24 protein-coding genes are annotated in these 20,958 nt (G+C 66.5%); 16 read left to right on the forward strand and 8 right to left on the reverse strand.

Annotation, left to right across the window (positions count from 1 at the left end):
- Positions 1 to 5: 5 nt before the first annotated feature.
- Positions 6 to 467: a surface-adhesin E family protein gene (locus ABS767_RS14455; protein WP_408079557.1), complete on the reverse strand. Its 462-nt coding sequence runs from the start codon at positions 465 to 467 to the stop codon at positions 6 to 8.
- Between the two features lie 79 nt (positions 468 to 546).
- Here ABS767_RS14455 and ABS767_RS14460 point away from each other — a divergent pair, with 79 nt between their 5' ends.
- The 9 genes from ABS767_RS14460 (at position 547) to ABS767_RS14500 (ending at position 8,266) form a co-directional block, all read left to right on the forward strand.
- Entirely contained in the window at positions 547 to 1,053 is a 507-nt protein-coding gene (locus ABS767_RS14460; RefSeq protein WP_408079559.1) for a GNAT family N-acetyltransferase, read from the forward strand.
- A 17-nt stretch (positions 1,054 to 1,070) separates the two neighbouring features.
- Positions 1,071 to 1,709 (forward strand): phosphoribosylanthranilate isomerase, encoded by a 639-nt coding sequence (locus ABS767_RS14465; RefSeq protein WP_408079561.1) that lies wholly within the window; start codon positions 1,071 to 1,073, stop codon positions 1,707 to 1,709.
- Between the two features lie 58 nt (positions 1,710 to 1,767).
- Positions 1,768 to 2,997 (forward strand): tryptophan synthase subunit beta, encoded by a 1,230-nt coding sequence (gene trpB / locus ABS767_RS14470; protein ID WP_408079563.1) that lies wholly within the window; start codon positions 1,768 to 1,770, stop codon positions 2,995 to 2,997.
- Between the two features lie 370 nt (positions 2,998 to 3,367).
- Positions 3,368 to 4,171, forward strand: a complete 804-nt coding sequence (gene trpA / locus ABS767_RS14475; protein ID WP_408079565.1) for a tryptophan synthase subunit alpha — start codon at positions 3,368 to 3,370, stop codon at positions 4,169 to 4,171.
- Positions 4,168 to 5,028 carry an acetyl-CoA carboxylase, carboxyltransferase subunit beta gene (gene accD, locus ABS767_RS14480; RefSeq protein ID WP_408079567.1) on the forward strand — a complete coding sequence of 287 codons (861 nt, stop codon included), beginning with the start codon at positions 4,168 to 4,170 and terminating at the stop codon, positions 5,026 to 5,028. The genes trpA and accD overlap by 4 nt, the downstream gene beginning before the upstream one ends.
- Positions 5,029 to 5,104: 76 nt before the next feature.
- Positions 5,105 to 5,488 (forward strand): endonuclease domain-containing protein, encoded by a 384-nt coding sequence (locus tag ABS767_RS14485; protein WP_408079569.1) that lies wholly within the window; start codon positions 5,105 to 5,107, stop codon positions 5,486 to 5,488.
- Between the two features lie 294 nt (positions 5,489 to 5,782).
- Positions 5,783 to 6,316: a L,D-transpeptidase family protein gene (locus tag ABS767_RS14490; RefSeq protein WP_408079571.1), complete on the forward strand. Its 534-nt coding sequence runs from the start codon at positions 5,783 to 5,785 to the stop codon at positions 6,314 to 6,316.
- Between the two features lie 115 nt (positions 6,317 to 6,431).
- Positions 6,432 to 7,751, forward strand: a complete 1,320-nt coding sequence (locus tag ABS767_RS14495; protein ID WP_408079573.1) for a bifunctional folylpolyglutamate synthase/dihydrofolate synthase — start codon at positions 6,432 to 6,434, stop codon at positions 7,749 to 7,751.
- 65 nt (positions 7,752 to 7,816) lie between these two features.
- Complete coding sequence (locus tag ABS767_RS14500) at positions 7,817 to 8,266, forward strand: DUF6628 family protein (protein WP_408079575.1); 450 nt, start codon at positions 7,817 to 7,819, stop codon at positions 8,264 to 8,266.
- On the opposite strand, the gene ABS767_RS14505 is transcribed toward ABS767_RS14500, so the two are convergent.
- Both ABS767_RS14505 and ABS767_RS14510 read right to left on the reverse strand, forming a co-directional pair.
- Positions 8,263 to 9,945 (reverse strand): AmpG family muropeptide MFS transporter, encoded by a 1,683-nt coding sequence (locus tag ABS767_RS14505; RefSeq protein ID WP_408079577.1) that lies wholly within the window; start codon positions 9,943 to 9,945, stop codon positions 8,263 to 8,265. The genes ABS767_RS14500 and ABS767_RS14505 overlap by 4 nt on opposite strands.
- 65 nt (positions 9,946 to 10,010) lie before the next feature.
- Positions 10,011 to 10,442 carry a response regulator gene (locus ABS767_RS14510; protein WP_408079579.1) on the reverse strand — a complete coding sequence of 144 codons (432 nt, stop codon included), beginning with the start codon at positions 10,440 to 10,442 and terminating at the stop codon, positions 10,011 to 10,013.
- A gap of 106 nt (positions 10,443 to 10,548) precedes the next feature.
- Here ABS767_RS14510 and ABS767_RS14515 point away from each other — a divergent pair, with 106 nt between their 5' ends.
- Positions 10,549 to 11,820: a pseudouridine synthase gene (locus ABS767_RS14515; protein WP_408079581.1), complete on the forward strand. Its 1,272-nt coding sequence runs from the start codon at positions 10,549 to 10,551 to the stop codon at positions 11,818 to 11,820.
- Positions 11,817 to 12,356, forward strand: coding sequence for a 16S rRNA (guanine(966)-N(2))-methyltransferase RsmD (gene rsmD / locus ABS767_RS14520; RefSeq protein ID WP_408079583.1), 540 nt, complete (start codon positions 11,817 to 11,819; stop codon positions 12,354 to 12,356). The genes ABS767_RS14515 and rsmD overlap by 4 nt, the downstream gene beginning before the upstream one ends.
- A gap of 196 nt (positions 12,357 to 12,552) precedes the next feature.
- On the opposite strand, the gene ABS767_RS14525 is transcribed toward rsmD, so the two are convergent.
- From ABS767_RS14525 to ABS767_RS14535, 3 genes are read right to left on the reverse strand one after another with little or no spacing between them, the layout of a single operon-like run.
- The gene (locus ABS767_RS14525; protein WP_408079585.1) at positions 12,553 to 13,815 is read right to left on the reverse strand and encodes an MFS transporter; all 1,263 of its coding nucleotides are present in this window, start codon (positions 13,813 to 13,815) and stop codon (positions 12,553 to 12,555) included.
- 30 nt (positions 13,816 to 13,845) lie between these two features.
- The gene (locus tag ABS767_RS14530) at positions 13,846 to 14,061 is read right to left on the reverse strand and encodes a hypothetical protein (RefSeq protein WP_408079587.1); all 216 of its coding nucleotides are present in this window, start codon (positions 14,059 to 14,061) and stop codon (positions 13,846 to 13,848) included.
- Between the two features lie 60 nt (positions 14,062 to 14,121).
- Positions 14,122 to 15,246 carry an aspartyl protease family protein gene (locus tag ABS767_RS14535; RefSeq protein WP_408079589.1) on the reverse strand — a complete coding sequence of 375 codons (1,125 nt, stop codon included), beginning with the start codon at positions 15,244 to 15,246 and terminating at the stop codon, positions 14,122 to 14,124.
- Between the two features lie 108 nt (positions 15,247 to 15,354).
- Here ABS767_RS14535 and ABS767_RS14540 point away from each other — a divergent pair, with 108 nt between their 5' ends.
- Positions 15,355 to 17,688: an ATP-dependent helicase gene (locus ABS767_RS14540; RefSeq protein ID WP_408079591.1), complete on the forward strand. Its 2,334-nt coding sequence runs from the start codon at positions 15,355 to 15,357 to the stop codon at positions 17,686 to 17,688.
- 63 nt (positions 17,689 to 17,751) lie between these two features.
- On the opposite strand, the gene ABS767_RS14545 is transcribed toward ABS767_RS14540, so the two are convergent.
- Both ABS767_RS14545 and ABS767_RS14550 read right to left on the reverse strand, forming a co-directional pair.
- Positions 17,752 to 18,060: a type II toxin-antitoxin system RelE/ParE family toxin gene (locus ABS767_RS14545; RefSeq protein WP_408079593.1), complete on the reverse strand. Its 309-nt coding sequence runs from the start codon at positions 18,058 to 18,060 to the stop codon at positions 17,752 to 17,754.
- Positions 18,057 to 18,332 carry a ribbon-helix-helix domain-containing protein gene (locus tag ABS767_RS14550; RefSeq protein ID WP_408079595.1) on the reverse strand — a complete coding sequence of 92 codons (276 nt, stop codon included), beginning with the start codon at positions 18,330 to 18,332 and terminating at the stop codon, positions 18,057 to 18,059. Before ABS767_RS14550 ends, ABS767_RS14545 begins: the two co-directional genes overlap by 4 nt.
- A gap of 18 nt (positions 18,333 to 18,350) precedes the next feature.
- Here ABS767_RS14550 and ABS767_RS14555 point away from each other — a divergent pair, with 18 nt between their 5' ends.
- From ABS767_RS14555 to ABS767_RS14570, 4 genes are all read left to right on the forward strand, one after another.
- A complete protein-coding gene (locus ABS767_RS14555) occupies positions 18,351 to 18,515 on the forward strand; it encodes a hypothetical protein (RefSeq protein ID WP_408079753.1) in 165 nt (54 codons plus the stop codon).
- A 79-nt stretch (positions 18,516 to 18,594) separates the two neighbouring features.
- Positions 18,595 to 19,446, forward strand: coding sequence for a hypothetical protein (locus ABS767_RS14560; RefSeq protein WP_408079597.1), 852 nt, complete (start codon positions 18,595 to 18,597; stop codon positions 19,444 to 19,446).
- A complete protein-coding gene (locus ABS767_RS14565) occupies positions 19,433 to 19,927 on the forward strand; it encodes a type II toxin-antitoxin system VapC family toxin (RefSeq protein ID WP_408079599.1) in 495 nt (164 codons plus the stop codon). The genes ABS767_RS14560 and ABS767_RS14565 overlap by 14 nt, the downstream gene beginning before the upstream one ends.
- 111 nt (positions 19,928 to 20,038) lie before the next feature.
- A complete protein-coding gene (locus ABS767_RS14570; RefSeq protein WP_408079601.1) occupies positions 20,039 to 20,926 on the forward strand; it encodes an IS1595 family transposase in 888 nt (295 codons plus the stop codon).
- Positions 20,927 to 20,958 lie beyond the last annotated feature (32 nt).

The raw sequence follows: 20,958 nt of genomic DNA on the forward strand, positions 1-20,958 counted from the left end.
CTCGGCTACTCGTCCGCCGGCGCGTCTCCGATCAGGTCCCGCGCAGCGGCGATCGGCACCGCGCCCGCCAGCTTCATCGACGACACCGGACGCTTGCCGCAGACCACCTCGGCCAGCCCGGCATAGCCCGTATCCGGCTCGATCGCCTCCCACTGCGCGTTGGCCGGCGTTTCGTCCCCGATCGGCTTGCCGGCCTCGTCATAGCCCACCGTGCGGACCATCCGCACGCGATTGCTCACGCAGTCGAAATCGCTGGTCATCTCCAGCGCCTGGAAATCGGTCCGCTCGCCCGGCGCGAAGACCGTCAATGTGCGCACCTTGGGTTGCGCCTGCGCCGTGCCGGGCAGCGTCTCGGCATCGATCAGATGGATCAGCGTTCCGGTATCCGCGACGACCGGGCGCCAGTCGGTTGCGCAGGCGGGCGTAGCGATCAGGGCGATGGCCGCACAGGACAGGGCTGGTTTCATGTCCGAAACGCTATCCGATCGGATGTCCAATGCAACGGACAATTGCGACGGTGACGCGTCACGATATAGGCCCGAACCCGTGCCCGCCGTATTGATCCGCCCCGCCGCCCTTGCCGACCTGCCCGGTCTTCACCCGGTGGTCGAACGCGCCTATCGCGGCGACACCGCACGGCAGGGCTGGACGCATGAGGCCGATCTGCTGGTCGATCCGCGCACCGATCTTGCCACGCTTGCGACGCTGATCGAGGGCGACAGCCGCCTGCTGATCGCGCTGGACGGCGCCACGATCCTCGGCTGCGTCAATATCGCCAGCCGAGGCGCGCGTCTGGCCTATCTCGGCCTGCTGTGCGTCGATCCCGACATCCAGGCACGCGGCATCGGAAAACAGCTCATCGCCGCCGCCGAAGCCGCCGCGCGCGATACGTTCGCCGCCGACCGGATCGAGATGACGGTGATCGACAAGCGCACCGAGCTGATCGCGTGGTACGAACGCCACGGCTATGTCCGTACCCCCGAAATCCGCCCCTTCCCCGTACCGATCGATCCGCCACTGACGATGACGGTGCTGGTCAAACCGCTCCGATAGCGCCAAAGGGACGGTCGATGCCCGTCACAGCCAAGATCTGCGGACTCTCGACGCCCGCGACGCTCGACGCTGCGATTGCCGGGGGCGCGAGCCATGTCGGCTTCGTGTTCTTCCCGCCCTCGCCCCGCCATGTCACGTTCGAGAAGTCGGCCGCGCTCGCCGCCCGCGTGCCGGACGCCGTCGGCCGCGTCGGCGTTTTCGTCGACCCGGAGGACGCTTTGCTCGACCAGGCGATCGCCGCCGCACGGCTCGACGCGATCCAGCTGCACCGCGCCACTCCGGAACGCGCCGCCGCGATCGGCGCGCGCACCCGCCTACCCGTCTGGGCGGCGGTAGCGGTCAAGACCCGCACCGATCTCGACACCGCGCACGCCTTTCGCGGCGCGGCGCAGCGCATCCTGTACGACGCCAAGACCCCGGAGGATGCCAAGCTTCCCGGCGGAATGGGCCTGCGCTTCGACTGGACGCTGCTCCAGGGCTTTGCCCACCCGCTGCCTTGGGCGCTCTCCGGCGGCCTCGACGCGGGCAATGTTACCGAGGCCGCGGCGATCAGCGGCGCCCGCCTGGTCGACGTCTCTTCCGGCGTCGAAAGCGCCCCGGGCGTGAAGGATCCGGACAAGATCGCCGCTTTCCTGAGAACCGTCGGCGCCCTGTAACGCGGGCAAGGTAACAAGGGTTGGCGTTCGCGCTCGCCCGTCCTAAACGCCGCTCATCATGAACGCACCCAACAGCTTCCGCGCCCAGCCCGACGATCGCGGGCATTTCGGCCAGTTCGGCGGCCGCTACGTCGCCGAGACGCTGATGCCGCTCGTCCTCGACCTCGAGCGCGAGTACAAGGCTGCCAAGGCCGACCCTGCCTTCGCCGCGCAGTTCGACGACCTGCTCGAACATTATGTCGGCCGCCCGAGCCCGCTCTACTACGCCGAGCGCCTGACCGAAGCGCTGCGCAAGGACGCGCCCGACGGCATGGGTGCCGAAATCTGGTTCAAGCGCGACGAGCTCAACCACACCGGCGCACACAAGATCAACAATTGCATCGGCCAGATCCTGCTCGCGATCCGCATGGGCAAGACGCGGATCATCGCCGAGACCGGCGCGGGCCAGCACGGCGTGGCCACCGCCACCGTCTGCGCGCGCTTCGGCCTGCCCTGCACCATCTTCATGGGTGCCAAGGACGCCGCGCGCCAGCAGCCCAACGTCTTCCGCATGAAGCTGCTCGGCGCCGAAGTCCGCCCCGTCGCGAGCGGCGCGGGCACGCTCAAGGACGCGATGAACGAAGCGCTGCGCGACTGGGTCGCCAACGTCCACGACACCTTCTACATCATCGGCACCGCCGCCGGCCCGCACCCCTATCCCGAACTGGTCCGCGACTTCCAGAGCGTGATCGGCAAGGAAGCGCGCGCGCAGATGCTCGCCCGCACCGGCCGCCTCCCCGACCTGCTCGTCGCCGCGATCGGCGGGGGCAGCAACGCGATCGGCCTGTTCCACCCGTTCCTCGACGACGCCGATGTCGCGATGCTCGGCGTCGAGGCGGCGGGCGAAGGGCTCGACGCCAAGCACGCCGCCAGCCTCGCGGGCGGCGAACCCGGCATCCTGCACGGCAACAAGACCTATCTGTTGCAGGACGAGGACGGCCAGATCACCGAAGCGCATTCGATCAGCGCCGGCCTCGACTATCCCGGCATCGGCCCCGAACACGCCTGGCTCAAGGACATCGGCCGCGTCGAGTACACGAGCGTAACCGACACCGAAGCACTCGACGCCTTCCAGCTCCTCTGCCGCACAGAAGGCATCATCCCCGCGCTCGAACCTTCACACGCCATCGCAGCGGTCGCGGTCAAGGCCCGGGAAATGCGTGCAGATCAGGTGATCCTCGCAAACCTCTGCGGCCGCGGCGACAAGGACATCTTCACCGTCGCCGAGGCGCTGGGGGTCGAGATATGAGTCCCTCCCTCACCCCGTCATCCCGGCCTTGTGCCGGGATCCACCGCCCGTCAGGCGCATCGGCCCGAGCCTCTTGCGTCGCCCGTGCGGCGGAGTGGACCCCGGAACAAGTCCGGGGTGACGATGCTGGGGAAGTGATGGGGGCGGAGATATGAGGGGCGGCATCGTCGTTCGTGCTGTCGCTTACGCGATGTACCTGTTGATCGGATTAAGCTGCATCAATTGGATCGTTGGGAAATCGGTTGCGACCATCCAACAGATGGCAGTTCTATTCCCTATATTCGTCATCCTGTTCTGGGCGGCGCTAATGCTCGACCAGCGACGGATCGCACGCCGCGCATCTCAAGCCGAAGTAGGAAGTCCTCGCTAAGTGACCCGCCTCGCCACCACCTTCGCCGCCGCCGCGCGCGACCACCGCGCCGCGCTCGTCACCTTCGTCACCGCGGGTGACGGCAACACCGCCGCGATCCTCGACGCGCTCGTCGCGGGCGGGGCCGACGTGATCGAGCTCGGCATGCCCTTCACCGATCCGATGGCCGACGGCCCGGCGATTCAGGCCGCGAACCTGCGCAGCCTTGCCGCTGGCACGCGCACCACCGACGTGCTCGCCATCGCCGCCGCCTTCCGCCAGCGCCATCCGGGCACTCCGCTGGTGCTGATGGGCTACGCCAACACCATGACCCGCCCGACGCCCGAAGCCTTCGCGCAGAAGGCGGCAGACGCAGGCGTCGACGGCGCGATCATCGTCGATATCCCGGCGGAGGAAGCCGACGAGATCGCCGCCTTCGCCCCGCACGGCATCGCCACCATCCGCCTCGCCACCCCGACCACCGACGCCGCGCGCCTGCCCGCCGTGCTCGATGGCGCGAGTGGCTTTCTCTATTACGTCTCGGTCGCCGGCATCACCGGCAAGCAACAGGCGGCACAGGACAGCATCGAAGCCGCCGTCGCCCGCTTGAAAGCCGCGACCGACCTCCCCGTCGCGGTCGGTTTCGGCGTCCGCACGCCCGAACAGGCCGCCGCGATCGGCCGCGTCGCCGATGGCGTCGTCGTCGGATCGGCGATCATCGACATCATCGCGGACAAGGGCGCGGATGCACCCGCCGCCGTCCGCACCTATATTGAAAGCCTCAGCACGGCGCTCGCCGCCGCACGAAAGGAAACCGCCGCATGAGCTGGCTCACCCGCGTCCGCAACGCGATCTCGCTCGTCATCCCCAACAAGGCGGAGACGCCCGACAATCTGTGGCACAAGTGCAAGGGCTGCGGGCAGATGGTGTTCGTCAAGGAGCTCGAGGAAAACCAGTCGGTCTGCCCGATCTGCGACCATCATGAGCGCATCGGCGGCAAGGCGCGGTTCGAGCAGCTGTTCGACGCGGGCAGCTACACCGTCCTTCCGAACCCCAAGGTCGCCGAGGACCCGCTCAAGTTCCGCGACCAGAAGCCCTATCCCGCCCGCATCAAGGCCGCGCGCGCCAGCACCGGCGAGCAGGATGCCTTTCTCAACGCCAGCGGCACGATCCTGGGTCACAAGGCGGTGATCGGCGTGCAGGACTTCGCCTTCATGGGCGGGTCGATGGGCCAAGCGGTCGGCGAGGCGTTCATCGCCGGCGTCGAAGCCGCGATCGGCGCCCGCGCCCCCTATATCGTCTTCACCGCCAGCGGCGGCGCGCGGATGCAGGAGGGCATCCTCAGCCTCATGCAGATGCCCCGCACCACCGTCGCGATCTCGATGCTCCGCGACGCGGGCCTGCCCTATATCGTCGTGCTGACCGACCCGACCTCGGGCGGCGTGATGGCCGCCTATGCCATGCTCGGCGACGTCCAGATCGCCGAGCCCAAGGCCACCCTCGCCTTCACCGGCCGCCGCGTCATCGAAAGCACGATCCGCGAAAAGCTGCCCGACGATTTCCAGACCAGCGAATATTATCTCGAGCACGGCCTGATCGACATGGTCGTCCACCGCAAGGAGCTGCGCGAAAAGCTCGGCGCCCTGATCGGGTTGCTGGTGGAGGAAAAGGCGGCGGCTTAGGCTATCTAAAAGCCCTCTCCCCTCCGGGGAGAGGGTTGGGAGAGGGGCAGAACGCCAAGGCGGGGGAGAACGGCGAATGCCAAGAACCAACCCCAAACTCCTCGAACGCGCCCGCCAGATGCGCAGCGAGATGACACAGCCCGAACGCGAGCTCTGGATCGCCCTGCGCGCCAAACGCTTCGACGGCATCAAGTTCACCCGCCAGGTTGTGATCGGCCCCTACATCGCTGACTTCGTCTGCCGCTCCCGCAAACTGATCATCGAACTCGACGGTGCTACGCATGACGACGCAAGTCGCGACGATCAGCGCACCACATTCCTCGAAGGGCAAGGCTATCGCGTCGTCCGCTTCTGGAACAACGACGTGATGACCAATCTCGAGGGCGTGCTGGACGCCTTGAGCGAAGCCCTCGCCACTGCCCCTCTCCCAAACCCTCTCCCCGGAGGGGAGAGGGCTTAATGCCAACCCAGACCCCCGCATCCCACCGCATCCCCCGCGCCCTCCGCTGGCTGCTTCCCCACTCACCGCCTGTCCAGCGCCCTGATCGTCAGCGACCCGCTGCACATGAAGCGCTCACTCAGCATCGCGCGCGACGCCGGGATCACCGCTTATGGCGCACCCACACCGACGACGCGGTATCGCAGCTGAAGATCGAAGACCGGGTTCTTGTTGCGGGAGGTTTATTTCTACAATCATTACCTGCTGACAGGCGATTGATATGCGGCCAGCATAGGGCCTGAGAGGGGGCGCGAGATGCGACTGCGGCGATGGGTATTGATCGGGATTGCACTCATCTCAGTGGCCTTCGTCACGTTGTGCCTTTTCTCCTTCCTACAAACGCCCCGCCGCGATCCGATTACGCCGACCGCCGACCGGATCATCGTAGAAAAGCGCGCACATCGCATGACGATGCTCAAGCAGGGGCAGGTCGTCAAAACCTATCGCATTGCCCTCGGGCGTGGTGGGCCGGAGCCCAAAACGCGATCGGGCGACAACCGCGTGCCCGAGGGGATTTACAGGATCAGCGGCCGCAACCCGGACAGTGCTTACCACCTGTCGCTGCGGATCAGCTATCCGACACCAGCGCAAGCGTCCGCCGCTCGCAAGGTTGGCACCGATCCCGGCGGCGACATCATGATCCACGGCATTCGAAACGGGCTCGGTTGGATCGGTGCCCAGCACCGGCGACTGGATTGGACGCAAGGGTGCATCGCGGTGACCAATGCGGAGGTTGAGGAGATTTGGCGCACCGTGCCGGACAATGTCGAAATCGAAATTCGTCCCTAGGCATTCGGGCAGCCTCGAAGAGGCGTTCGGCGGGCCGATTCTAACCACAAACAGCGCGCCAAAACTTCGGCCGGCCCCCTCCTCACCACCCCCACACCCGCTATACACCCCCGCCATGCCCGACCACGCGACCTCCTCCTCCCCCGCCGTCCAACGCCAGCTCGACCGCCTCTGGGCGCTCGGCCCGGGTGCCGACGTCCTCGGGCTCAGCCGCATCACCGCGCTGCTCGATCGGATCGGCAACCCGCACCTGCGCCTCCCCCCCGTGTTCCACGTCGCGGGGACCAACGGCAAGGGCTCGACCTGTGCCTTCCTGCGCGCCGCGGTCGAGGCCGCCGGCCTCACCGCGCATGTCTATTCCAGCCCCCACCTCGTCCGCTTCAACGAGCGCATTCGCCTCGCCGGCCGGTTGATCGACGACGACACCCTCGCCACCCTCCTCGAACAGGTGCTCGACGCCGGGGGAGACATCGGCGCGAGCTTTTTCGAGGTCACCACCGCCGCCGCCTTCCTCGCCTTCGCCCGCACCCCGGCGGATGCCTGCATCATCGAAGTCGGGCTGGGCGGCCGCCTCGACGCCACCAACGTCATCCCCGCCCCCGCCGCCTGCGCCATCGCCCAGCTCGGCATCGACCATCAGGCGTTTCTCGGAGACACCGCCGAAGCGATCGCGGGCGAAAAGGCCGGCATCGCCAAGCCCGGCGTCCCGCTCGTTACCATGTCCTATGGCGACAGCGTCACCGCCCGCATCGCACAGGTCGCGGCCGCTGCGGACGCGCCGGTCCACGCGCGCGGTACCGCCTGGGACTACGCGATCACCCCCGACAGTCTGACATACCGCGACGCACGCGGCGAGGTTGCAACGCCGCTCCCCGCGCTCGCCGGCCCCCATCAGCCGAGCAATCTCGCGCTCGCCATCGCCACGCTGCGCCACCAGTCCCGGCTCGCAATTCCCGACGCCGCCTTCGCCAGCGCCGCCACCGCCGCGCGCTGGCCCGCGCGGATGCAGCGTCTGACCCCCGGCCCGCTCCACGCGCGCCTGCCCGCCGGGGCCGAACTCTGGCTCGACGGCGGCCATAACGAAGCCGCCGCGCAATCGGTCAGCGCCACGCTGGCGCAGGTCGCCAATGGCCGCCCCGCGCACCTCATCCTCGGCATGTTGTCGAACAAGGACGCGAACGGGCTGCTCGCCCCCTTCGCGCCGCTCGCCGCCAGCTTCACCGCCGTCCCCGTCCCCGGTCACGCGCATCACGATCCAGAGGCGCTCACCGCCACCGCCCGCGCGCTCGGCATCGCCCGCACCGCCACGGCGCCCGACGTACCCGCCGCGCTAGCCATGCTCGCCCACGACGCCGAGCCACCGCTCGTCCTCATCCTCGGCTCGCTCTACCTGGCAGGCGAAGTGCTCCGGGAGAACGACGAGCTCCCCGACTGACTGTTATTGCGATTGACTATCAATATAAGATCGGCAGACTGGTCCTCCTGAGCAAGGAGTCGACTGTGCGCCAATCACCCGCCCGCCACCTCGCCGCCGAAGCACTCGGCCATACGCTTCCCCGTGTCCAGCCGGAGGACCCCGCCGCGCGCCTGCTGCTGTTCGGCATCCGGCAGCTCGGCGCACACGGTCTGGGTGACGCTGCCACGGCACACGCCTTCGTCACCGCCTTCGGCAAGGGCTTCCGCCGCCCGCTCCTCCTGCTCCGCACGCTGATGGCAGAGATGTCGGCCACCAGCACCGGCCCGATCCAGATCGCGCCCTGGTGCTGCGCGCGCATGACCGCGTCGGAGGGCGCGCTGCTCGACCTGATCGCGCTGGTCGAACGCGATTCCGAGCGGGCGCGCTTCCTGCTCTCCGACCTGCTCGGCCTCCGCCGCGTCGATGGCGTGTTGGCAACCGCCAACGCCCTCGCCGCCGCCTTCGCCGATGCCGGAATGCCGGTCGAGGTCTAGCTCCGGATCACCGGCGCATCGGCTTCGTCCTCGGCCCGCGCATCGCCCTCACCCTCGGTACCGGCATTGCCGATCGACTTGTCGGCCAGCCCCGTGCGCATCATCCACCAGAAGATCACCACCCCGGGCAGCGCCAGCAGCGTCGTGAACAAATAATAGTTCACGTAGCCCATGCCCTCGATCAGCCGACCCGCGCTGGTGCCCGAGAGGAAGCGCCCGAGGATGCTGGCGGCCGCGGACAGCAGCGCGAACTGCGTCGCGGTGAAGCTCAGGTTGCACAGCGCCGAGAGGTAGGCGACGACGCACACCCCGCCGACGCCGCTCGCGAAATTCTCGAACCCCATCGCCAGCGCCAGACCGATATTGCCCTTGCCGCTCGCTGCGAGCCACGCGAAGCCGGCGTTGGAGATCATCATCAGGAACAGGCTGAGCAGCACCGAGCGCTTCATGCCCAGCTTCACATAGACCACCCCGCCAACGAAAATGCCGACCATCAGCGCGATGAAGCCGACGAAGACGTCGTAGAATGCGATCTCGCTGTTGGTGTAGCCGAGATCGTTGAACAGCAGCCGCAGCGTCAGGTTCGCGAGCGTGTCGCCCAGCTTGTGGACCAGCACGAACAGCAGCACGACCGCGCCGCCCTCGCGCTTGAAGAACTCGATCAGCGGGCCGACCTTCCCGCTCTCGACCGCCGTCATCGAAATCGGCTTGAGCAGCGCGATGCCCATCAGCAGCACCCCGCCGACCACAACCAGCGCGATCGCGACCGGATCGGCCCAGCCGAACCACAGCCCCGCCGCCACGCCCGCCACCGGCACCAGCCCCAGCCACGCCAACGCGCTCGGCTTGCCCCCGTCGCGCGCCCGCCGCGCGGTCAGGTCGAACAGCGGGAACAGATAGCCGACCAGCACCATGTTGGAGAGGATGTTGACCTCCAGCACCTGGTCCATCCAGCGCGCCGCGAGATAGACCGGCACGAAGGCGAGGATGAAGGCGAGATACGGCTTCTGCCCCATGCGCTCGGGCCATTCGCGGAACACCTTGCGCTCGGGCTCGCCGACGATCAGCCCGGCCAGAACCGCGGGCAGCGCGAACACCGCGCACACGGCATAGGCGACGCCCCAGCCCGCCCCCTCGGCGACATAGAGCGCGAGCCCGCCCGCCGCCGCCGATCCGATCCGCCAGCCATATTGCGACATGCCCGAGCCCACGCCGAGTTGGCGCGGCTCCAGCAATTCGATGCGATAGGCGTCGATGACGATATCGAACGTCGCTCCGGCCAGCCCGACCATGATCGCCGCCGCCGCCACCCAGCCGAGCGATGCCTTGGGATCGAGGCTGCCGAGGAAGATCACCGCCGCCGCCACCAGCGCGCCGGTGACGATCAGCCAGCTGCGCCGCGCGCCGATCGCGCCGAGCACGGGGATGCGGAACTTGTCCACCACCGGCGCCCACGCCCATTTGAGGTTATAGGCGAGGAAGGTCAGCGCGAACGCGGTCACCGCCGATTTGGTAATCCCGTCCTGCGCCAGCCGCGTGGTCAGCGTCGCGCCGATCATCGCGAACGGGAAGCCGGACGAGATGCCCAGCGCGAGGGCGGCGAGCGGCGCCTTTTCGAAATAGGGCCGGATGCCGTCGATCAACGACCCGCTTCCTGCCGCCTTCACCGCGTCGCTCATGCAATCCCCCTCATCTGGAGGCAGACCCTAGCGGCAAAATTCGCGCTGCAAAGCCCGGCGACGGATTATTGCGCGGCGTGCTGAAACAGGCGCAGGGCGGACGGAAGGCGCTTCGGCTTGCGCCCGTCGGTCAGCGCCTCGCAGATATCGATCGCCGTGATCAGATCGCGCTGCTTGTACGGCTTGCTCAGGCAACCGATCCCGATCGCGTCGAACTCGTCGGGGTTGCGGCCGCTCACGATCAGGACGGGGATATTCTCGGCGCACGCCGCATGCGCGACATCGGCGCCGCTACCGTCGCGCAGGCCCAGGTCGACCAGGACGATGTCGGGCTTTTCCGGCGCGATGATATAGCCGATCGCCTCGCCCACCGAATCGGTCGTGGCGACCACGGTAAAGCCTTCTTCGGACAGGAAATGTTCGGTGTCGAACGCGACCAAGGGTTCGTCCTCGACGATCAGAACCCGTACAAACCGCCGCTTCTTCTTCCCGAACACGCTTCACCCGCCCAACTGTTACGGTCGATGAACGCGCTATCCGGCTTTGCGGGTCCGCACGCACAAGATTTTTGCGCCCCGGCCCAACCCGCTGTATCGCGCGCCAATGCCCCCCTCATCCAACACCGAATCTGAACCGCAGCCGACCAGGGCCGGCGAGCGGATTGCCAAGCTGCTCGCCCGCGCGGGAATCGCGTCGCGGCGCGAGATCGAGCGCATGATCGCCAATGGCCGCGTCGCGCTCGACGGTCATATCCTGACGACCCCCGCCACCGTGCTGACCTCGCTGCACGGGGTGACGGTCGACGGCAATCCGGTCGCGGCTCCCGCCCCGGCGCGGCTGTTCCGCTTCCACAAGCCCGCCGGGCTGCTCACCACCGAACGCGATCCGGCCGGTCGCCCGACCATCTACAGCCGCTTGCCCAAGGGCCTGCCCCGCCTGATGCCGGTCGGCCGCCTCGACCTCTCGACCGAGGGGCTGTTGCTGATGACCACCGATGGCGAGCTCAAGCGCCAGCTCGAGCTGCCTGCGACCGGGGTCGAGCGCAGCTACCGTGCCCGCGCCTATGGCCAGGTGTCCCAGGAGCAGCTCGAGGAGCTGATGCTCGGCGTCGAGATCGACGGCGTGCGCTACGGCTCGATCAACGCCAATCTCGAACGCCGCACCGGCGCCAACGTGTGGATCGAACTGACGCTGGCCGAGGGCAAGAACCGCGAGGTCCGCCGCGTGCTCGAACATCTCGGGCTCAAGGTCAGCCGCCTCATCCGCACGCGCTACGGCCCGTTCCATCTCGGCGACATGCCGGTCGGCGCGGTGGACGAGGTGCGCCAGCACGACCTGATCGTCTTTCGCAAGGCGCTGACCGGCCCGGGCGGCGGCAAGGCCGCATCGAACCTGCAATTGTCGGGCAGGGTGAAGGCGATCGACGAAGACGTGGCGGAGGCCCCGGCCGAACCGAGCGATCCCGCCCCCGCGAACCGCGCCGAGCGTCGCAACAGGCCTGCCCCCGCAAAAAGACCCGGCACTGACAGGCCCGCACGCCCGTCCCCAGCCAAACCCGCGGCCAAGGGCCAGGAAAAATTCGGCGTGGGCCAGCGCCGTCGCCACCGCGTCGTGGCGAACAAGAACAGCAAGCCCGCTCCTGCCGGGGAGGGCGAAGCAGCCGGGCAGCGCAAACCACGGCGCGACGCCGCGCCGGACGCGTCACGGCCACAGCGCGACCCGCGCCGTGATGCCAAGTCCGCCCAGCCCCAGCGCGCGCCCAAGCCCCCGCGCGACGATGACGACGGCAGCCCGCTGCTCTATCGGCCCAAGCGCCGCTATCGTCCCAGCGACCGCCGTCCTCGCCCCCCTGCAAAGCGAGGCCCCCGTACATGAGGATCATCGCCGGCACCTGGCGTGGTCGCCCGCTCGTCGCGCCCAGGGGCGACGCCACTCGTCCCACCGCCGATCGCACGCGTGAGGCGCTGTTCTCGATGCTCACCAGCCGCGTCGGCAGCTTCGAAGGTCTGGCCGTCGCCGATCTGTTCGCGGGTTCGGGCGCGCTCGGGTTCGAGGCGCTGTCGCGCGGCGCCGCCTCTTGCCTGTTCGTCGAACAGGACCGCGCCGCGCTCGACGCCTTGCGGGCCAATGCGGACAAACTCGGCGTACGGGCCGATGTCCGCGCCACCTCGGTCCTTTCGCTCGGCCCGGCGCCCGAACCGCTCGACCTGATCATGATGGATCCGCCCTATGGCACCGGTGCAGGCGCGGTCGCGCTCGACAAGCTCGCCCGGCTCGGCTGGATCGGCCCGGCAACCTGGGTCAGCATCGAAACTGCCAAGGGTGAGCGCATCGACGTCGACGGGTTCGAAACCGATACCGAGCGGGTCCACGGCAAGGCGATGCTGACGATCCTGCGACTGGCCGCCTGACGGCGCAAATTCGGCCGATAGAAAAGCTCGACCCGAGCTACTCGGAATTCGACACCGGGGAAGCGGCGCAAGCCGATGATAGCTGGTCTCGCACCCAGGTGGAGGCGGCACTTCATTCGACCGAGCCAGACGTCCCGCATGGGCAGGACATGGCGGAAATTGGCGCGATCATCCGCCACACCCGCCAGCGTTATCCCTAATCGGCTGCCCCGCGCAGCGCCAGCAGCGCGACCAGGCTCAGCACCGCCATCGCGCTCAGATACCAGCCGACCGCCGCCAGCCCATGGTCCATCGCCAGCTTTTGTGCGGCGACCGGGGTCAGCCCGCCGCCGATCACCCCGGCGATGTTGAACGCCATCGACACCCCGGTATAGCGCACCCGCGCCGGGAACAGGTCGGTCAGCCACGCGCTGAGCGGTCCATAGACGAACCCCATCGCGAACAGCAGCAGCGACAGGAACACGAACACTCCGCCCAGCCCGGCTCCCATCAGCGGAGCGATGACGAACCCGCTCGCCGCCACCAGCACGCATCCGCCGGCCAGCACTCGGCGCGGGTCCCAGCGCGCGTCCGCGGTCCAGGCGGCAAGGTAGATGCCACCGGCCATGAACAGGATCGCGATCAGCTGACAGGCGAGGAAGTCCTGCATCGGATAGCCCAGCGACTTGGTCCCCCAGCCGAGCAGAAACGCGGTCGCGATATAATAGGTCGCGAAACAGCACACCGCGCCCAGCGTCCCGCCGATCAGCACCCCGCCATGCCGCCCGACCACCTCGCCCAGCGGCACTTTCGCCGGCGGGGCTTGCGCAAGCGCGGCCTTGAACTCCGGCGTCTCGGTCAGCTTGAGCCGCACCCACAGCCCGACCAGCACCAACGCGGCGGACAGCAGGAACGGCAACCGCCAGCCCCACGCCGCGAACTCGGCCGGCGACAGCCATAACCCGAGCAGCAGGAACAGTCCGTTCGCCGCGATGAACCCGGCCGGCGCGCCCATCTGCGGCGCGCTCCCGAACCGCGCGCGCCAGCCCGGCGGCGCATTCTCCACCGCCAGCAGCGCCGCCCCGCCCCACTCGCCGCCCAAGCCGAAGCCCTGTCCGAAGCGCAGCACGCACAGCGCGAACGGCGCCACCCACCCGGCGGTCTCGTAGGTCGGCAGGAACGCCACCAACGTCGTCGACAGCCCCATCGTCAGCAGCGACGCGACCAAGGTCGCCTTGCGTCCGACCCGGTCGCCATAATGGCCGAACACCGCCGCGCCCACTGGCCGCGCAAAGAACGCCACCGCCAGCGTCGCGAACGCCGCCATCTGCTGCACCCCGGGATCGCCCTTGGGAAAGAAGATCTGCCCGAACACCAGGCTCGCCGCGGTCGCGTAGATGTAGAAATCGTAGAACTCGATCCCCGTCCCCACGAAGCTCGCCCACAGCGCGCGCCGTCGCCGCGTCCGGTCAGCGTCCATCGATTCCTCTCCCCGCGGCGGCGCCCGTCGTCAGCCCGCCTTGTCCTCGAAACAGGTCGTGCGCGTCACCTGCACCACCTTCCCGCTACTATCCTTGATCTCGTTGCGCCCTGCGACGCACGGCTTCTGTTCGGGCTGGGTCTCGAACGCCCCCGTCCGCCAGCCGACATACAATGCCACCAGCGCCAGCGCCGCGATCAGCACCAGCCTGCGTTTATCGAACCTGCGCTTCAGTTTCTCGAGCATGTTGCCTCCCTGCCCCAACCGGGAACAGCGCGCAACGCGTCCGTTGACGTGCGCGCAGGGTTAGAGGAAATCCTCCAGCACCAGCGAGACCGATCGACTGCTTCCGCCGCGCTCGACCGTCAGCGGCAGCACCGCGCCGACCGGCCCCGACGTCTGCTGGATCAGGCTCTCGAACGTCATTCCCGACAGCCGGTCCCCTGCCTTGATTCCCGCCTTTTCCGCCGGGCTGCCCGCGCCGACCACGCCCGCGACCACCCCCGATCCCGCGCGATCGACCCAGAGCCCGGCCCGGTTATACTGCGCCGGCTGCGGCTCCTGGCGATTGCGGGTGAGGAACACCGCGCCGTCGCGATTGCTGGTCGCGATGTTGAACAGCCGCAGGATCGGCAGACCGATGATGCCGGTCTCGAACTCCTCCCAATCGGGCTTGTCGCGCAGCTGGATCAACGGCCGCTCGATCGTCGCGCCGGCCAGCTCGATCCGATCCGGCCGGATGACGCGGGTCTCGCCGTTTGGAGCAGCCGGGGTCCAGCGCGGCGCGTCCCACAGCCCCGCCGCCTCGGCGGTCTTGCGATAGATGCGCGAATAGTTCGGCATCCCGGTATCGAGTCCGAACCGGAAGCTGCGACCATTCAGCGCGGCATCGGCGAACAGGAAGCGCTTGTCCGCCGTCGCGCCCTTCTGGACGATCGCCTTGTCGAACCGCGTCGCGCCGGGAAGCGCGGGCAGCCCCCCCTCATGCGCGCGCCACACGCTCGCATCGAGATCGAGCTCGCCGTCGACCAGCGTCAGCACCCAGGCCGGAAGCGACCCGACCGCCCCATCGCCCAGATCGCGCTCGATCCCCGCCATGTCGAAGGACGCGAGGTTGATGCGCCCGCCCAGCATAACATTCTTCGACTGGAAGACCGGGTAGTCGGTATGGCCCCAGGCAAGCCTCAACCGCCGGCTGCCGATCTTCTTGAGGCCGATCGCGTCGGCAACCCCGGTGTTGATCAACCCCATCTGCCCGCCCGTATCGAGTACGAGCAGGAACGCGCGGTCGCCACCGAATGTGGCTTCCACCAGGATCCGACTGTCGGTGAGCCGAATCGGCACGTTGTAGGGTGGCGCCGCCACCGCGCGCGTCGCGCTGCCCAGCAGCGCCGCCGTCGCCCCGGCCAACAGCGGCCGCCGTCCGATCATCAATGCCGATCTCCTTGATCCTGTTGAGGAAGTCTCCCCTGCCTTGATGACAATAGCAAGACGGCGATCATGCTTGCCCCGACGCACACCGTTCCCTACCTGTTCGCAATGTCCGTTCCCCAGCCATCCACCGACGATCTCCCCTATCTGCGCGGGCTCAACGCGCCGCAGCGCGAAGCCGTGCTCACGCTCGACGGCCCCGTCCTCGTCCTCGCCGGCGCCGGCACGGGAAAGACCGCCGCGCTCACCGCGCGCCTCGCGCACCTGCTGTGGACCCGCCGCGCCTATCCGTCCGAAATCCTGTCGGTCACCTTCACCAACAAGGCCGCGCGCGAGATGCGCGAGCGCGTGCGCCACCATGTCGGCGACGCCGTCGAGGGGATGCCCTGGCTCGGCACCTTCCACGCGATCGGCGCCAAGATGCTGCGCCGCCACGCCGAGCTCGTCGGCCTGCAGAGCAACTTCACCATCCTCGACACCGACGACCAGCTGCGCCTGCTCAAGCAGCTGATCCAGGCTAACGATCTCGACGAAAAACGCTGGCCCGCGCGCCAGCTCGGCGGGCTGATCGACGGATGGAAGAACAAGGGGCTGACCCCCGACATGCTCGACGCGGGCGAGGCCGAGCAGTTCGCCAACGGCAAGGGGCAATCGCTCTATCAGCAGTACCAGGACCGGCTGCGCGCGCTCAACGCCTGCGACTTCGGCGACCTGCTGCTCCACATGCTCACCATCCTGCGCACCCACCGCGACGTGCTCGAAACCTATCAGCAGCGCTTCCGCTACATCATGGTCGACGAGTATCAGGACACCAACAGCGTCCAGTATCTCTGGCTCCGCCTGCTGGCGCAGGAGCGCAAGAACATCTGCTGCGTCGGCGACGACGACCAGTCGATCTACTCATGGCGCGGCGCGCAGGTCGAAAACATCCTAAAGTTCGAAAAGGATTTCCCCGGCGCCAAGGTCATCCGCCTCGAACAGAATTACCGCTCCACCCCGCACATCCTCGCCGCCGCCGGCGCGGTGATCGCAAACAACTCCGGCCGCCTCGGCAAGGAGCTGTGGACCGAGATCGACGAGGGCGAGAAGGTCCGCGTCATCGGCGTCTGGGACGGCCCCGAGGAAGCGCGCCGCGTCGGCGAGGATATCGAATCCGCGCGCATCCGCACCGGCAAGTCGCTCGACGACTTCGCCATCCTCGTCCGCGCACAGCACCAGACGCGCGAGTTCGAAGATCGCTTCATCGCCATCGGCCTGCCCTATCGCATCGTCGGCGGCTTCCGCTTCTACGAACGCGCCGAGATCCGCGACGCGCTCGCCTATCTCCGCCTCGTCCACCAGCCGTCGGACGACCTCGCCTTCGAACGCATCGTCAACGTCCCCAAGCGCGGCCTCGGCGACAAGGCGATCGCCAAGATCCACATGCTCGCCCGCGCCGAGGGCATCCCCCTGCTCGCCGCCGCCGCACGCATCCTCGACACCGACGAACTCACCCCGCAGGCGCGCCGCGCGCTCGGCAATTTCGTCGGCGACGTCGCCCGCTGGAGCAGCGCGCTGCGTGCCCCCGTCGCGGTGGAAGACGATACGGCCCCCGAAACCCGCATCGGCCAGCTGCCCCACACCGAACTCGCCCAGATCATCCTCGACGAATCCGGCTACACCGCGATGTGGCAGGCCGACCGCACCGCCGAAGCCGCCGGCCGCCTCGAAAACCTCTCCGAACTCGTCCGCGCGATGGAGGAGTATGAGACGCTCGGCGCGTTCCTCGAACATGTCAGCCTCGTCATGGATAACGAGAACAACGCCGACGAGGCCAAGGTCACGATCATGACGATCCACGCCGCCAAGGGCCTCGAATTCGACACCGTCTTCCTCGCCGGTTGGGAGGAAGGCGTCTTCCCCAGCCAGCGCTCGCTCGACGAAGGCGGGCTCGCATCGCTCGAAGAGGAACGCCGCCTCGCCTATGTCGCGATCACCCGCGCGCGCCGCCTCGCCACGATCCTCCACGCCGCCAACCGCCGCATCTACGGCCAGTGGACCAGCTCCATCCCGAGCCGCTTCGTCGGCGAGCTGCCCAAGGACCATGTCGAGGAGGAAAGCACGATGACCGGCGGCGCCTCGCTGTGGCGCGCCAACTGGAGCGAGCACGCCGACCCCTTCGCCCATGTCGGTCGCGGCACCGGCCGCGGCCCCGGCTGGCAACGCGCCGCCGCCCCCAGCTCCAGCTTCACCACCGCCCCCAAGCGCGTGATCGAAAGCCGCGGCAGCGCGGTGAGCCTTGGCAACAAGGGCCGCGACGACCTGTCACTGGGCATGCGGGTCTTCCACCAGAAATTCGGCTATGGCGAGATCGTCGAGATCGAAGGCAACAAGCTGGAGATCGAATTCGAGACAGCCGGGCGGAAGCGGGTGATGGACAGCTTCGTCACCATCGACGCCTAAAAAAAAGCCCCTCCTCTTCAGAGGAGGGGTTGGGGTGGAGGAGTCTTGGCAATCCGAGGCACCTTAATCGCCCCGCAACATTCCCGCCAAATCCTGCCCGGCATAGGCAACGGTCAGGATCACCACATCATCGTCTGACACCACATAACCAATCGTGGCGCGCCGCCGAAACGGGATCGTCCGCAATCCTGGTCGAAGATCGTCGCGCGGCGTCCCGCGATGCGCGAACTCGCTGAGCGTCAGGCATCGGTCGACCAGATCATTCGCAAGGACATCGGCGACCTCTGCTGAAGCCTCCTGCGTCACATAGACCCGCAACGCATCCAGCTGCCGCCAGACGCGCGGCGCGAACACGACGCGGTATCGCTTCATCCGTCCGCGCGCCGCGCGTCCGCCAGCTTCCGCCGCACCTCATCGACCGTCATCACCGCACCCGGATCAGCCTTCCACGCATCATAGGCCGCCGCCAGTTCCTCCCGCTCCCACGCCATCCGCGCGGGATCGTCGTCGCGCGTTGCCAACGCGCGAAGGCCCTCCTCCACGACTTCACTCACACTCGCATACTCCCCCGCACTGACCCGCGCCTCAACGGCATCGGCCAGATCTTCGGGCAGTTCGATATCAAGGCGGCGGGTGGATTCCATCGGAGGGCCTCTGGCGCTATGCCGGGATGGTATGCTGGAAGGCGGGGCGGTTCAAGCAAACGCGTCTTCCACCAGAAACTCGGCTATGGCGAAATCGTCGAGATCGAAGGCAACAAGCTGGAGATCGAGTTCGAAACCGCCGGGCGGAAACGGGTGATGGATAGCTTTGTGAGTTTGGGGTGACTTTTCGTAGCTTTACGAAAACGAAATTGTAGGGCTTTATGCTGCCTGGGGGAGCGAGCATTGGCGTGAAGGTTATGAGATGACCACCGTCCAGCTCAGCATTGCGGGCCGCGGGCCTGAGGACGCTCCGTTGCTTGGCGATCTGCTCGATCAGATCCAAGATTTCTTCGAGATATTGAACGGGGTGGCCGCCTCGATCGCTGGCGATGATGCAGATCATTTCGAATGGCGGGTAATTGGTCTCAGTAAGAACAGCCCCGCGAGCATAACTGTCGAAGCTATTCCGCTAGCTGGTTTCAGCGACGGTGCCGAACTTGCCGCTCGAGCCCGCGACCAAGCCGCCGTGGGGCTCGTTCAACTAAAGTCCGATGATGCCCGGCCCGTTCATTTCACTGACAACGTGCTGGAAGCGGCAGACAGGTTTGTGCGTCGAATTGCGCGCAATCTATCGGAAACAATTATCCATGAAAGCAAAATTGGGCCGGTTTCATTCAAGCCAGTCGATGCAATTCCTGCAATCTCCAATATTGGCTTGGTCCTCACGAGTGATCCAATTCACCCGTATCGTGAACTAGGTAGCTTTGAAGGCCACATCGAAAACGTCGGTACCGATGGATGGGGACGACCATATATTGTCATCAAGAGCCGGCTAACCGACGCCGATGTTAAGTGTTTTCTACGGGGAGCGGCTTTGGAGGCGCTTGAACAGGAGCCAGTCGCTGAAGTTGTCTGGCGCAAACGTCGGGTACTTGCTACCGGTGTATTGAAGTTTCGATCGCTCGGTCGCCTTAGCCAAGCTGAGATCAATCGTTTGGATTTCTCATTTCATTCAGAAAAGCTCCCTCAACTTGCAGATATAATCGACCCACAATTTACGGGTGGCCTCCCTTCGGAGGAGTTCCTAGAGAGGCTGCGGAATGGCGAAACCTAGACGTTACGCTTGGGATTCATGTGCATGGATCGCGACAATTACTCAGGAGCAGTCACCTCTCAAGGATGGCAGCATCGAAGATCGCGCTCGTCTTTGTAATCACGTTATCGAGCTAGCGACTCGTCGTAATGTCGAGATAGCCACCTCGGGCTTGGCACTTGCCGAAGTCTGCAAAAATGACGAGGTTAAATCTCAAGATGGCGACACGCTGCAGGACTTTTTCAGGAACGAATACATCTTAATTGTACCTGTAGATCGATATGTTGGAACGCTTGCACGAGAGTATATGCAAGCCGGTTACGCAGGTCTCAAGCCACCGGATGCCGTCCACCTCGCAACTGCCGTAGTTGCCGAGGTTTCTGAATTCCACACGTTCGACGATAAACTATTGAAGTTAGACGGCAAGATTTCATTACCCGGCGGCGGCGTACTCAAAATTCGTAAGCCGCCCGCTCCGCCCGAGGACCTTTTCAATCGTTAGAGCCCTCAACTCATGCGAGCGGTGCAACACGGATCAGAACATTAAGTGAACAAACCCCTTTCCGGCACTTATCCCCTTGCGACATGTAAGGGTTTGTGGCATACAATCCCTATGTCGAACAAAGCCCCTACGCTCCGTCAGTTTCAGGACCGCTTCCCGACCGAAGACGCATGCCTGGATCACCTGTTTCAGGTTCGCTACGGCACCGACTTCAATTGCCCCGGTTGCGACCGTCCGGCGAAGTTCACCCGCGTAAAGGCTCGCCGTTCGTATCAGTGCCAGTGGTGTGCCTATCAGGTCTATCCGACCGCTGGCACGCCGTTCGATCGCACCCGCACTCCGCTGCGCGACTGGTTCTTTGTGATGTTCCAGTTCTGCGCATCGCGGAACGGTGTGGCGGCGAAGGAAGTCGAGCGTCAGCTTGGCGTCACGTACAAGACGGCTTGGCGCATGTGCCATCAAATCCGCGAGTACATGGGCGCGGTCGACGGTAGCGCCCCGATTGGCGGCCTAGGCCGTACCGTGCAGATCGATGAAACGTTCATCGGCGGCTATCAGAGCGCACAGGACAAGCGCGATGCTGGTGCGACGAACAAGACGGTCGTTTTCGGGATGCTTGAGCATGGCGGCGATCTGGTCACGCACGTTGTTCCCGACCGCAAGAGCGGCACCCTGCTTCCGATCATCCGCGCGACGGTGAAGCGCCCCAGCAAGGTCCATACCGACGATTGGCTGGGCTACGGTGGCGTCGGCACGATGGGCTATCAGCACGCCACCGTGAACCACTCGATCGACCAGTATGTCTGCGGCAAGACCGGCGCGACCGTGAACGCGATCGAGGGCTTCTGGGCGCAGCTAAAGCGCGGCATCAACGGCACGCACATTCACGTCAGCGGTCGTCACCTTCCGAAGTATCTCGGCGAGTTCGAGTATCGCTGGAACATGCGTCAGACGCCTCACCTGATGCTTGATCGGCTGATGTTTTCTTTCGCCCGGTGACAGGCGCGTGGCCGTGGGCCATCGCGTCTAGG

It is taken from the genome of Sphingomonas plantiphila (genome assembly GCF_046000505.1).
In the GTDB taxonomy this organism is placed as follows: Bacteria; Pseudomonadota; Alphaproteobacteria; order Sphingomonadales; family Sphingomonadaceae; genus Sphingomonas; species Sphingomonas plantiphila.